This window comes from Lysinibacillus capsici, assembly GCF_020217405.1.
Taxonomy (GTDB): domain Bacteria; phylum Bacillota; class Bacilli; order Bacillales_A; family Planococcaceae; genus Lysinibacillus; species Lysinibacillus capsici.
The window spans coordinates 325,642-339,544 of sequence record NZ_CP084108.1 but is presented as its reverse complement, the minus strand read 5'-3'; the positions used below and the strand labels follow the sequence as shown (position 1 = coordinate 339,544).

Sequence of the window (13,903 nt, the reverse complement as noted above, 5' to 3'; positions counted from 1 at the left end):
AAGACTTATTCTTTCAAAACTAGATAAACGATACATTGAATGTTTCAAACGTTTTGGTTAAGTCCTCGATCGATTAGTATTCGTCAGCTCCATGTGTCACCACACTTCCACCTCGAACCTATCTACCTCATCGTCTTTGAGGGATCTTACTTACTTGCGTAATGGGAAATCTCATCTTGAGGGGGGCTTCATGCTTAGATGCTTTCAGCACTTATCCCGTCCACACATAGCTACCCAGCGATGCCTTTGGCAAGACAACTGGTACACCAGCGGTGTGTCCATCCCGGTCCTCTCGTACTAAGGACAGCTCCTCTCAAATTTCCTACGCCCACGACGGATAGGGACCGAACTGTCTCACGACGTTCTGAACCCAGCTCGCGTACCGCTTTAATGGGCGAACAGCCCAACCCTTGGGACCGACTACAGCCCCAGGATGCGATGAGCCGACATCGAGGTGCCAAACCTCCCCGTCGATGTGGACTCTTGGGGGAGATAAGCCTGTTATCCCCGGGGTAGCTTTTATCCGTTGAGCGATGGCCCTTCCATGCGGAACCACCGGATCACTAAGCCCGTCTTTCGACCCTGCTCGACTTGTAGGTCTCGCAGTCAAGCTCCCTTGTGCCTTTACACTCTACGAATGATTTCCAACCATTCTGAGGGAACCTTTGGGCGCCTCCGTTACCTTTTAGGAGGCGACCGCCCCAGTCAAACTGTCCGCCTGACACTGTCTCCTGCCCCGCTAAGGGGCATGGGTTAGAATTTCAATACAACCAGGGTAGTATCCCACCGACGCCTCCTTCGAAGCTGGCGCTCCGAGATCTCTGGCTCCTACCTATCCTGTACAAGTTGTACCAAAATTCAATATCAGGCTACAGTAAAGCTCCACGGGGTCTTTCCGTCCTGTCGCGGGTAACCTGCATCTTCACAGGTACTATAATTTCACCGAGTCTCTCGTTGAGACAGTGCCCAGATCGTTACGCCTTTCGTGCGGGTCGGAACTTACCCGACAAGGAATTTCGCTACCTTAGGACCGTTATAGTTACGGCCGCCGTTTACTGGGGCTTCAATTCGCAGCTTCGCTTGCGCTAACCACTCCTCTTAACCTTCCAGCACCGGGCAGGCGTCAGCCCCTATACGTCACCTTACGGTTTTGCAGAGACCTGTGTTTTTGCTAAACAGTCGCCTGGGCCTATTCACTGCGGCTCTCATGCGCTTGCACGCTCAAGAGCACCCCTTCTCCCGAAGTTACGGGGTCATTTTGCCGAGTTCCTTAACGAGAGTTCTCTCGCACACCTTAGGATTCTCTCCTCGACTACCTGTGTCGGTTTGCGGTACGGGCACCTCTCACCTCGATAGAGGCTTTTCTTGGCAGTGTGAAATCAGGAACTTCGTCCATACGGACTCGCCATCACAGCTCAACGTTACAGTGTGCGGATTTGCCTACACACACGCCTTACTGCTTGGACGCGCACAACCAACGGCGCGCTTACCCTATCCTACTGCGTCCCCCCATTTCTCAAACGGTGAGGAGGTGGTACAGGAATATCAACCTGTTGTCCATCGCCTACGCCTATCGGCCTCGGCTTAGGTCCCGACTAACCCTGAGCGGACGAGCCTTCCTCAGGAAACCTTAGTCATACGGTGGACGGGATTCTCACCCGTCTTTCGCTACTCATACCGGCATTCTCACTTCTAAGCGCTCCACCAGTCCTTCCGGTCTGACTTCAACGCACTTAGAACGCTCTCCTACCACTGACATCGTAGATGTCAATCCACAGCTTCGGTGAATCGTTTAGCCCCGATACATTTTCGGCGCAGCGTCACTCGACCAGTGAGCTATTACGCACTCTTTAAATGATGGCTGCTTCTAAGCCAACATCCTGGTTGTCTGTGCAACGCCACATCCTTTTCCACTTAACGATTACTTTGGGACCTTAGCTGGTGGTCTGGGCTGTTTCCCTTTTGACTACGGATCTTATCACTCGCAGTCTGACTCCCGTGTATAAATATCTGGCATTCGGAGTTTGTCTGAATTCGGTAAACCGGGATGGCCCCCTAGTCCAAACAGTGCTCTACCTCCAGTATTCTCATCACGAGGCTAGCCCTAAAGCTATTTCGGAGAGAACCAGCTATCTCCAAGTTCGATTGGAATTTCTCCGCTACCCACACCTCATCCCCGCACTTTTCAACGTGCGTGGGTTCGGGCCTCCAGTAAGTGTTACCTCACCTTCACCCTGGACATGGGTAGATCACCTGGTTTCGGGTCTACGACCACGTACTACTTCGCCCTATTCAGACTCGCTTTCGCTGCGGCTCCGCCTTCTAAAGCTTAACCTTGCACGTAATCGTAACTCGCCGGTTCATTCTACAAAAGGCACGCTATCACCCATTAACGGGCTCTAACTACTTGTAGGCACACGGTTTCAGGATCTCTTTCACTCCCCTTCCGGGGTGCTTTTCACCTTTCCCTCACGGTACTGGTTCACTATCGGTCACTAGGTAGTATTTAGCCTTGGGAGATGGTCCTCCCGGATTCCGACGGAATTTCACGTGTTCCGCCGTACTCAGGATCCACTCAGGAGAGAACGAACTTTCGACTACAGGGCTTTTACCTGCTCTGGCGGACCTTTCCAAGTCGCTTCATCTAACTCGCTCTTTTGTAACTCCGTATTGAGTGTCCTACAACCCCAAGAGGCAAGCCTCTTGGTTTGGGCTCTTCCCGTTTCGCTCGCCGCTACTCAGGGAATCGATTTTTCTTTCTCTTCCTCCAGGTACTTAGATGTTTCAGTTCCCTGGGTCTGCCTTCAAGACGCTATGTATTCACGTCAAGATACTACGCGATTAAACGTAGTGGGTTCCCCCATTCGGAAATCTCCGGATCAAAGCTCACTTACAGCTCCCCGAAGCATATCGGTGTTAGTGCCGTCCTTCTTCGGCTCCTAGTGCCAAGGCATTCGCCGTGCGCCCTTAATAACTTAACCAAGTTATTAAGCCTATAAAAAACTTAAAAAATAAATGTGTTTGTTACAATTTCAATGTCGTTTTATCCAGTTTTCAAAGAACAAGTTTTGAAGTGTTTCATTCAGAAGAATGAACCTTCAAAACTGAACGCAAAACGTAATCTTACAAACCCAAGGTTTGTATTCCGAAATAATCCTTAGAAAGGAGGTGATCCAGCCGCACCTTCCGATACGGCTACCTTGTTACGACTTCACCCCAATCATCTATCCCACCTTCGGCGGCTGGCTCCAAAAGGTTACCTCACCGACTTCGGGTGTTACAAACTCTCGTGGTGTGACGGGCGGTGTGTACAAGGCCCGGGAACGTATTCACCGCGGCATGCTGATCCGCGATTACTAGCGATTCCGGCTTCATGTAGGCGAGTTGCAGCCTACAATCCGAACTGAGAACGACTTTATCGGATTAGCTCCCTCTCGCGAGTTGGCAACCGTTTGTATCGTCCATTGTAGCACGTGTGTAGCCCAGGTCATAAGGGGCATGATGATTTGACGTCATCCCCACCTTCCTCCGGTTTGTCACCGGCAGTCACCTTAGAGTGCCCAACTAAATGATGGCAACTAAGATCAAGGGTTGCGCTCGTTGCGGGACTTAACCCAACATCTCACGACACGAGCTGACGACAACCATGCACCACCTGTCACCGTTGCCCCCGAAGGGGAAACTATATCTCTACAGTGGTCAACGGGATGTCAAGACCTGGTAAGGTTCTTCGCGTTGCTTCGAATTAAACCACATGCTCCACCGCTTGTGCGGGCCCCCGTCAATTCCTTTGAGTTTCAGTCTTGCGACCGTACTCCCCAGGCGGAGTGCTTAATGCGTTAGCTGCAGCACTAAGGGGCGGAAACCCCCTAACACTTAGCACTCATCGTTTACGGCGTGGACTACCAGGGTATCTAATCCTGTTTGCTCCCCACGCTTTCGCGCCTCAGCGTCAGTTACAGACCAGAAAGTCGCCTTCGCCACTGGTGTTCCTCCAAATCTCTACGCATTTCACCGCTACACTTGGAATTCCACTTTCCTCTTCTGCACTCAAGTCCCCCAGTTTCCAATGACCCTCCACGGTTGAGCCGTGGGCTTTCACATCAGACTTAAAGGACCGCCTGCGCGCGCTTTACGCCCAATAATTCCGGACAACGCTTGCCACCTACGTATTACCGCGGCTGCTGGCACGTAGTTAGCCGTGGCTTTCTAATAAGGTACCGTCAAGGTACAGCCAGTTACTACTGTACTTGTTCTTCCCTTACAACAGAGTTTTACGATCCGAAAACCTTCTTCACTCACGCGGCGTTGCTCCATCAGGCTTTCGCCCATTGTGGAAGATTCCCTACTGCTGCCTCCCGTAGGAGTCTGGGCCGTGTCTCAGTCCCAGTGTGGCCGATCACCCTCTCAGGTCGGCTACGCATCGTCGCCTTGGTGAGCCGTTACCTCACCAACTAGCTAATGCGCCGCGGGCCCATCCTATAGCGACAGCGAGATGCCGTCTTTCAGTCTTTCACCATGAAGTAAAAGAGATTATTCGGTATTAGCCCCGGTTTCCCGGAGTTATCCCAAACTATAGGGTAGGTTGCCCACGTGTTACTCACCCGTCCGCCGCTAACATCAAAGGAGCAAGCTCCTTTTCTGTTCGCTCGACTTGCATGTATTAGGCACGCCGCCAGCGTTCGTCCTGAGCCAGGATCAAACTCTCCATAAAAGAAATTTGATTAGCTCAAATTGTTTTGCTGGCATCATGTTTGATGTCCAAAATTTTTGTTTTGTTCACTAACCGAAGCTAGCTACTTAAAACTTTATTGATTACGTTTTGCTTGTTCAGTTTTCAAGGTTCATGTTTTGCTTTATTTTAGCGTGTCACCCTGGCGACTTGTATAATACTACACCCTTATTTTTAAAAGGTCAACACTTTTTAATAAAAAACTTTAATTTTTTTATTATCAAAGTAAAACTTCCTATATTAATAACTATTAAATCTATTAACAAGCTAGCTCAATGTTAGACCATGAACTAGAAAATAATTTTATCATAATTTCCTACAAAAAAATAATAGATCTTAAAAAAACAAAAAACTCGGTAAAGAAACCGAGTTTTTAAAATGGGAAAAAGAACGGGATGGCTATCATCATCACAATAAACATAACAAGTTGTAACGGAACTCCTATTCTTACGAAATCCATAAATTTATAGCCCCCCGCCGTCATTACCAGTGCATTCGTAGGGGAAGCAATTGGCGTAGCAAATGCCATACTTGCTGCAACTGCGACTGCAATCATAAATGTTGTGGGACTAACTTCCATTGCAATGGCTGCACTCATGGCAATGGGTGCAAACAATACAGCAGTTGCCGTATTACTAATAAATTGACCAAAAACAGCTGTCAAAATATAAACTCCTATGAGTACGCCGTATGGTCCGAAATCACCTAAAGCATTAATAATACCATCAGATAAAATGGTCATGCCCCCTGTTTTTTCTAACGCTGTCGCCATTGGTAACATGGCAGCTACTAGCACGATACTTTCAAAATTCATATTGTTATAGGCATCTTCCATGTTTCTCAAGCAGCCTGTTAAAATCATAAGTACAGCACCAATTATTACAGAAATGACAGCTGGAAAAATTTCGAAAGCCATCAAAATAATCATGAACAACATAATAATCCCTGCAATTCCAGCCTTGCCTGTTGCTGCTGCTACATTTGCGTGTTCTTTCGGCTGCCCGACAACCACAACATCTTGCGTTTCTCTTGCTAACAAAAGAATTTCATCCCATGCTCCCTGTACTAATATTGCGTCTCCAAATTTTAATTTGTGAGACACCATATCCTGAAGCTTGTAACCACCCTTACGATTAATACCAATGATATTTAGATTGTATTTCTCCCGGAATCCAAGGGAACTAACCGTTTCATTGATAAAGCTCGAATTGGGTGTGAGCAATACCTCTGCAATGCCAAGATGCTTCGATACCAGTTCATCTGCTTCCCCTTCTACTAATCCTTGCATCTCAAGTTGATAATCTTCAACAAAACGACGAATATCTTCTATTTCTCCTTGAACGTATAGCTCGTCCTTGGCATGAATGACACTAGTTGGTCCTGCCATTTCTTGATAAGTCATCGGTAGTAAATTAATGCCCTCCTGTGATTTCCGATGAATTTTCATCATACAAAGCATATACTTAGCTGGTAGTTTTAATTCCGCTAACGATGTTTCAATAATAGGTGACGCCTCAGGAACGGAGATTTTAAATAGACGATTATTTAAATCATATTGCTTAATAATTTTTTTTGGCGAAAGTTTATAACCTTCATTGGTCTGTGTACGGTTTTGATCCTTTGGTAATAAAATATTTCTTACAAGTACTAGATAGGAAATACCAGCAATCATCCCCACGATACCAATAGGAGTTACTTCAAAAAAGCCAAGTTTGTTATAGCCTCGATCAACCAATAACTGACTGACAATTAAATTGGTTGGGGATGCAATCAGTGTCATCAAACCAGAAAGACTTGCTACATAGGAGAGTGGTAGTAGAAATTTAGAAGGGCTAATTTTCATACTAATTGCTATACTTACAACGATTGGCATCATTAAGGCGACTGTACCCGTATTACTCATAAATGCACCAACCGATCCTACAATAATAAGTAGTAGCACAAATAACTTCAGCTCACTATTGCCTGACCATTTTAGTAAGAGTTGGCCCGCCATGCCTGCCAGGCCCGTACGTAGGATCCCTGCACCCACGACAAATAACCCTGCAATCATTAAAACTACAGAGTTTGAAAAACCAGCTAATGCCTCCGCGGGCGTCAAAATATCCATAACGACAAATGCTAAAAGTGACACAATTGCTACAAGATCTGCTCGTATTTTATTGGTCACAAATGCGAAAATTGTTGCTCCTAAAATAAGAAATGTTAATGTAAGCTGCACATTCATGAATTCCTTTCTAACATTAATCATTATTAAAAATTGACAGCAAAAAAATTGTACTCCATTACTCTTTTTATTATAGCTTACCCTGAGCTCTATATGATAAAATTCACCATCTTTTCAAAATTAAAATAAGTGTGGTAGTCATCCACACTTATAATTGTAGCTTCACTATTTTATTTTTGATAAAGATGATGTTCTTTAATATAGTTGTAACAAGCAGTAGGCAAGAGGTATCTCGGTTCTCCCCCCATTGCAAATTCTTCTCGAATATAGGTAGAGCTAATTTCCATCGCTAGCCCTTTATCTAACAGATGGAATCTTCCATCATCATTATTTCTTAAAATTGGTGAACGACTAATGGTTGATAGCATATCGATGCCATGTCGTGCCATTACAATAAATTTATTCTCCGCTACTAATGCGTCGCCCTTTTTCCATAAACCTGCGCCAATATCCACTAGTAAATCAGCACCCATAATAAAATGCACCTCATCCTCTGGGTTCTTCTCTCTAAAGAATTTCATGGTGTCATATGTGTAGATATTCCAGCCTTCTTGATCCATCTCATAGGAATCTGCGGTAAAACGATCGTCCTTAGCAATAGCTAACTGAAGCATATTCCAACGATGTGTATCGGCTGTTTTTATGGTTTTATCTTTGCGTTTATTTGAACAAGGCAAAAAAATAACCTTATCTAACTTACACCGATGTGCCACAGTGCTTGCTGTCCAAAGATGGACATTGGTAATAGGATCAAATGATGAACCATAAATGCCTATTCTCGCCATCGTCTCTACCTCCTAGCAGTTACTTTTAAATATGTTGTGAAATCTTTTCTTTTATTGCCTGTATGCTTGCCATTTTATTGTCCCAACACGCTTGACTTAAATCGACTGGATATTCTTCCGGATTCATTGTTCGTTTATACTCACACCACAATAAATGTAAGTTTTCCTGTACATATTTTTGTATTTCTTGAATAGTTGGCTCCTCATAAACAATATTTCCATTTTCTATAATACTTTCATGTAACTCTTTCGCCGTAAAATTTGTAACAAATTTACTAATATACGTATGAATAGGGTGGAACATTTTCAATCTTTCTTCTTGCTGGATATTTTCATCATCTAACGCTATATAGTCTCCCTCAGCATGACCATTCTCCGCATTAATAATACGGTAAACACGTTTACGTCCAGGTGTAGTCACTTTTTCAGGATTTGCTGAAATTTTAATGGTATCAACTAGTTCTCCACTTTCGTTTTCTATCGAAACTAATTTGTATACTCCACCAAGAGCTGCTTGATCATAGGCTGTAATCAGCTTAGTTCCGATTCCCCAAGCATCAATTTGCGCCCCTTGTGACTTTAAATGCATAATTGTATATTCATCCAAATCATTCGAAGCCATAATTTTGGTTGCTGTAAATCCTGCATCATCTAGCATTTTCCTTGCCTGTTTTGAGAGATAGGCTAAATCTCCACTGTCTAAACGGATACCAATAAAATTAATTTGATTCCCTAACTCCTTTGCTACGCGGATCGCATTAGGAACACCGGAACGTAGTGTGTCATAAGTATCTACTAGGAAAACACAGTCATTATGTGCTGCTGCGTATTTTTTAAACGCAGTATATTCATCTCGATAGGTTTGAATCATCGCATGGGCATGTGTTCCTGACACAGGAATACCGAATAATTTTCCTGCTCTTACATTGCTTGTTGCAGAGAATCCACCTATATAAGCAGCGCGAGTTCCCCAAATGGCAGCATCAAATTCGTGTGCGCGGCGAGTTCCAAATTCCATTACCACATCCTCACACGTCACTTGTTTGATACGTGAAGCTTTTGTCGCAATCAGGGTTTGATAATTAACGATATTTAACAACGGCGTTTCAATTAATTGGGCCTCTGCTAATGGTGCTTCAATTCGTAGGATAGGCTCGTTAGCAAAGACCAGTTCTCCCTCTCTCATCCCCTTAATTGTCCCTGTAAATTTAAGTTCTTTTAGGTATTCAAGAAATTCCTCGGGATACTTCCCCTCTTCTCGTAAATATTGAATATCGCTTTGAGAGAAACCAAAGTTATTAATAAACTCAATCACTTTTTTCAATCCAGCGAAAACTCCATAGCCATTGCCAAATGGAAGCTTTCTAAAATATAGTTCGAAAACAGCTTTACGTTGATGAACACCATCTTGCCAATAAGTTTGAACCATATTAATTTGGTATAGGTCCGTGTGTAACATGAAACTATCATCTACATATTTCATATTTCCCCCTCCATTCATGTTAAATAATAGTGGCACCTAGAGTATGCTCGAAATGATTTAACGCCCACTCATGTCCAGCTTGATTAAAGGAGGCGACAGCATTTTTATGAATGACGATATCGAACCCTTTATTATAAGCATCCACTGCTGTATGCAGAACACAGATATCTGTACAAACGCCGATTAAATGCAGCTCAGTAATTCCTCTTTCACGCAATTTCAATTCTAAATCTGTTCCTGCAAAAGCAGAATAACGCGTTTTATCAATGTAATAGACAAAATCTTGGTCTTTATTTTTTTCATATAATGAGTTTAATGCACCATATAACTCTCTACCTTCTGTATGACGAATATTATGAGGAGGGAATAGCTTTGTTTCTGGATGATAAACATCTCCCTTTTCATGAACATCTATCGCAAATACTGTAAAATCCCCGTTCTTAATAAACTCCTTTGTTAAATCAACATTTGCATGTTCGAGCAGTTGCCCAGGCTCTCCACAAGTAAGAGCCCCATCCGTCGCAACAAAATCCACTGTATAATCAATATTAATTAATGCACGCTTTTTCATCATTTCATCACTCCACTTTTTAATTAGTAATACTTAAATTACAAATTACTTTCTTTAAAATAAACAGGAAAGACGGATCTTTCCTAATGATAGATAGACTCTACCATTTCGAAATCATTAAATGTATAGAGCTGGGAAGGCCGAAACGAATTTCTTTTTGTTTTCTTCGGTTTTCCTTCTTCATCCAATGCTTTTTCGATAAATGGTAATTTAGGTGCTTTTGTAAAGAATACGGAATCGTTAGAGATTCGCGGATCTTCTCCAACTGTTAGAAGTACCCGTTGCAATTCGGACAATGTAAACTCTTGTGGTAAAAAGTTTTTGGCAACAGTTGTTTGTATCATATCCCTTTTAATAAAATGCAACGCATCGGAAATGATTTTTCGATGATCGAAAGCTAATGGAAGCGTAAATACACTTTCTATATCGAATAGTTCTACATCATCTGCATCATCATTCGCTTGTCGTTGCTCAATATATGTCTCAGGAACAATGGCATAAAATGCATTCGAAATCATCCAACCACGTGGATCTCGATCAATCTCATCATAAACACCAAAATGTTGAACATGTAAACCTTCTACATTTGTTTCTTCTTTTAATTCTCTCTTTGCTGCAATAAAGGCAGTTTCTTTTTGAATTGCATCTACAAAGCCCCCAGGAAGCGCCCATTTCCCTCCTTCAATATTGGGATTTCCTTCAGCATCCTTAGTAGCACGCTTAATTAACATAATCTTTAGCGTCATGTTTGGCGGTGCTTTTTCCTCTGTTTTCTCTGAGGTAATTGTAAAAATAGCAATATCTGCGGTATATCCATCAGGTGTTAGATATTTTGAAGAATCATAATGTGCAAGCACTTCTTCTTCGGTACGAAACTTTTTCATTGTATAACCCCTTCTATAATTACAAGGTTTAAGTAATTTGTAATTCAATAATTACTATTTATAAGAATTATATTCTTTCAGCAAAGCATTTGCAACTAATTTATAAAAAAAAGCATAAATAAAGCTACTCAGCCTTATTTATGCCCATTATTTTTATTGATCTTTCAGCAGAATTCCGTTTTGTACAACAACTTGCCCATTTTTGATTACTGTATGTGTATGGTTCATGCCGTAGAAATATTGCAGTTGCTTGTAATTCGCAACATCAAGGATAAGTACGTCAGCTTTTTTATGTGCTTCAAGGGAACCAATTTGCTCGCCTCGATTTAGTGCATATGCTGCATTAATTGTTGTTGCCGTTAATACTTCCTCCAATGTCATACCCATATGCATACAAGCTAAATTCATAATGAAGGGTAGACTCATTGTTGGGGATGACCCAGGGTTAAAATCTGTTGATATCGCCACAGGTACTCCCTCGTCAATCATTAGACGCCCTCTTGCAAAAGGTGCACGTAAAAAGAATGCAGTACCTGGCAGCAATACAGCAATTGTACCCGCTTCAGCCATTTTTCGAATTCCCTTATCAGAAGCAACTAACAAATGCTCCGCAGAAATGGCCTCTACTTCCGCAGCCAGCTCGGCGCCTTGATAAGGTTCTATTTCATCCGCATGTATTTTGGGGGTTAAGCCTAGTGCTTTTCCAGCCTCTAAAATACGTCGGGATTGGTCGGGTGTAAAGACGCCCTTTTCACAAAATACATCATTAAATTCAGCCAACTCAAGTTCCGCCACTTTTGGCAGCATCTCATGGACCACAATATCCACAAATTCATCCTCACGCCCCTTATAATCACGAGGAACTGCATGGGCTCCCATAAACGTGCTAATGACATCAATATGATGTGTAGCTTGTAATTCTTTTGCGACCTCTAGCTGTTTCTTTTCCGTTTCCCAGTCCAAGCCATACCCTGATTTTGCTTCAACTGTTGTTACGCCATGCTTTAAAAATACATCTAAATGCTGCATTGTCTTTTTATATAATTCATCAAAGCTTGTTTCTCGTGTACGCTCTGTTGTAGCATGAATGCCGCCGCCTGCATTCATGATTTCCATATAGGTAGAACCATTTAATCTCATATTAAACTCTTGCTCGCGTGTTCCACCATGCACTAAATGTGTATGACAATCCACTAAGCCAGGCATAACAAGCTTACCAGTAGCGTCAATCGTTTCTGCTTTCTTTATTAATTCTGGGAAGTCGACTTCTAGTTGTTCATAAGCTCCTACTGCTACAATACGCTCTTCTTCAATTAAAACACTGCCATATTCTATTACTGCAATTTCCTGCATTTGTTCTTTTGTACGTGGCCCTTGTGCATTACTTTTAAGTGTAATTACTTCATTTGCATTTTTTATTAGAATGGTCACTTCACATCACCCTTTAACATTGGTATATGGACACCTTTGTTTTTTGCTGTATTGATAGCAATATCGTAGCCTGCATCAGCATGACGAGCAACGCCCATTCCAGGGTCTGAAACTAATACACGTGCAATTTTTTCAGCAGCAAGCTCTGATCCATCTGCTACTAAGACTTGACCTGCGTGCTGTGAATAACCCATTCCTACACCACCACCATGGTGTACGCTTACCCAGCTTGCACCACTCGCAGTATTAACAAGGGCATTTAAAATTGGCCAATCCGATACCGCATCCGAACCATCTAGCATCCCTTCTGTTTCACGATTTGGTGATGCTACAGAACCTGAATCTAAGTGATCACGGCCAAAGACAATTGGTGCTGATAATTCACCATTTGCAACCATTTCATTGACCTTTAATGCAAAACGATGACGATCACCATAGCCTAGCCAGCAAATACGTGCAGGTAACCCTTGCCATTTCACCATTTTTTGTGCCATATCAATCCAATTGACTAGCCCCTCATCTTCAGCAAACATCTCTTTTGCCAGTGCATCTGTTTTATATATATCCTCAGGGTTTCCTGAAAGCGCCGCCCAACGGAATGGGCCCTTTCCTTCACAGAATAACGGACGAATATACGCTGGTACAAAGCCTGGGAAATCAAAGGCATTGGTCACACCCATTTCTTTGGCATAGGCACGAATGTTATTCCCATAATCAAATACTTCTGCGCCTGCCTCTTGAAACTCTAGCATTGTACGAACATGCTCTGCCATTGTTTCTTTTGCTTTACGCTCATATGTTTTTACATCCTCTTTGCGAAGTTTTAGCGCTTCTTCAAAGGTCATGCTATTAGGTACATAACCATTAATCGGATCATGTGCAGATGTTTGGTCTGTCACAAAATCTGGAATAATTCCACGATTCAACAACTCACGATTAACATCAGCACAGTTACCAACAAGGCCAATGGATGCTGGCTCATTTTGGTCACGTAATTTATTAACTAATGCAATTGCTTCATCTACAGTTTCTACAATATAATCACAGTAACCTTCTTTGATTTTACGTTCAATGCGAGCACGTTCAACTTCAACAACTAAGATTACAGCACCAGCCATTTTCCCTGCTAATGGCTGCGCACCACTCATACCGCCCATACCACCTGTAAGGATGAATTTACCACGTAAATCAGCAGTGCCAAATACCTTTTTGCCTGCTTCTACAAAGGACAGATAAGTGCCTTGTAAAATTCCTTGAGCACCAATATAAATCCAACTCCCAGCAGTCATTTGACCATACATCATTAAATCTCTTTCTTCTAATTCATAAAAGTGATCCCAATTTGCCCATGCTGGTACAAGGTTTGAATTGGCAATCAACACTCGAGGGGAATGCTCATGTGTACGGAATACAGCTACTGGCTTTCCAGATTGGATTAATAGAGTCTCATCATTCTCTAATTCTTTCAAAGATGCAATGATTTGTTCATAGCTTTCCCAGTTACGAGCAGCCTTACCAATACCCCCATAAACGATCAGTTCATCTGGATTCTCTGCCACCTCTGGGTCAAGATTGTTCATTAACATACGCATTGCTGCTTCCTGTGTCCATCCCTTACATGTTAGTTCATTTCCACGTGGTGCACGAATATCTGTCTTAAATACCATTCAAAACACGCTCCTTTTCCTATTAAAAATAATGTGAATGTTATTGTCTAAACCTATTAATAACTGAATATTCAGACTTAAGAACATATAAATATTTTTAAAGCAGAGGCTACTCGGTGATAA

The 13,903-nt window shown here is 42.6% G+C and carries 7 protein-coding genes and 2 rRNA genes; all 9 read right to left on the bottom strand.

From position 1 onward, the window contains the following. Window positions 1-53: 53 nt before the first annotated feature. Window positions 54-2,981, bottom strand: a 23S ribosomal RNA gene (locus LCP48_RS01620). 180 nt (window positions 2,982-3,161) lie between these two features. Further along, window positions 3,162-4,714, bottom strand: a 16S ribosomal RNA gene (locus LCP48_RS01615). Together the 16S and 23S rRNA genes form the textbook arrangement of a ribosomal RNA operon. A gap of 391 nt (window positions 4,715-5,105) precedes the next feature. Further along, the gene (locus LCP48_RS01610) at window positions 5,106-6,959 is read right to left on the bottom strand and encodes an SLC13 family permease (RefSeq protein ID WP_009373615.1); all 1,854 of its coding nucleotides are present in this window, start codon (window positions 6,957-6,959) and stop codon (window positions 5,106-5,108) included. 170 nt (window positions 6,960-7,129) lie between these two features. Then, entirely contained in the window at window positions 7,130-7,744 is a 615-nt protein-coding gene (gene nadD / locus LCP48_RS01605; protein WP_009373613.1) for a nicotinate-nucleotide adenylyltransferase, read from the bottom strand. A gap of 25 nt (window positions 7,745-7,769) precedes the next feature. Next, window positions 7,770-9,227: a nicotinate phosphoribosyltransferase gene (locus LCP48_RS01600; RefSeq protein WP_009373611.1), complete on the bottom strand. Its 1,458-nt coding sequence runs from the start codon at window positions 9,225-9,227 to the stop codon at window positions 7,770-7,772. A 19-nt stretch (window positions 9,228-9,246) separates the two neighbouring features. Then, window positions 9,247-9,801 carry a cysteine hydrolase family protein gene (locus LCP48_RS01595; protein ID WP_004233799.1) on the bottom strand — a complete coding sequence of 185 codons (555 nt, stop codon included), beginning with the start codon at window positions 9,799-9,801 and terminating at the stop codon, window positions 9,247-9,249. Window positions 9,802-9,881: 80 nt separating this feature from the next. Beyond that, window positions 9,882-10,682, bottom strand: coding sequence for an NUDIX domain-containing protein (locus tag LCP48_RS01590; RefSeq protein WP_004233802.1), 801 nt, complete (start codon window positions 10,680-10,682; stop codon window positions 9,882-9,884). A gap of 153 nt (window positions 10,683-10,835) precedes the next feature. Further along, on the bottom strand, window positions 10,836-12,113 hold the full coding sequence (gene hutI / locus LCP48_RS01585; RefSeq protein WP_004233803.1) for an imidazolonepropionase: 1,278 nt from the start codon (window positions 12,111-12,113) through the stop codon (window positions 10,836-10,838). Then, on the bottom strand, window positions 12,110-13,780 hold the full coding sequence (hutU, locus tag LCP48_RS01580) for a urocanate hydratase (RefSeq protein ID WP_202342744.1): 1,671 nt from the start codon (window positions 13,778-13,780) through the stop codon (window positions 12,110-12,112). The genes hutI and hutU overlap by 4 nt, the downstream gene beginning before the upstream one ends. Window positions 13,781-13,903 lie beyond the last annotated feature (123 nt).

Excerpts from the sequence above, each read along its gene's own strand:
- LCP48_RS01590 (WP_004233802.1), bottom strand. The coding sequence starts at position 10,682 with ATGAAAAAGTTTCGTACCGAAGAAGAAGTGCTTGCACATTATGATTCT.
- LCP48_RS01595 (WP_004233799.1), bottom strand. The coding sequence starts at position 9,801 with ATGATGAAAAAGCGTGCATTAATTAATATTGATTATACAGTGGATTTT.
- LCP48_RS01600 (WP_009373611.1), bottom strand. The coding sequence starts at position 9,227 with ATGAAATATGTAGATGATAGTTTCATGTTACACACGGACCTATACCAA.
- hutU (WP_202342744.1), bottom strand. The coding sequence starts at position 13,780 with ATGGTATTTAAGACAGATATTCGTGCACCACGTGGAAATGAACTAACA.
- LCP48_RS01610 (WP_009373615.1), bottom strand. The coding sequence starts at position 6,959 with ATGAATGTGCAGCTTACATTAACATTTCTTATTTTAGGAGCAACAATT.
- nadD (WP_009373613.1), bottom strand. The coding sequence starts at position 7,744 with ATGGCGAGAATAGGCATTTATGGTTCATCATTTGATCCTATTACCAAT.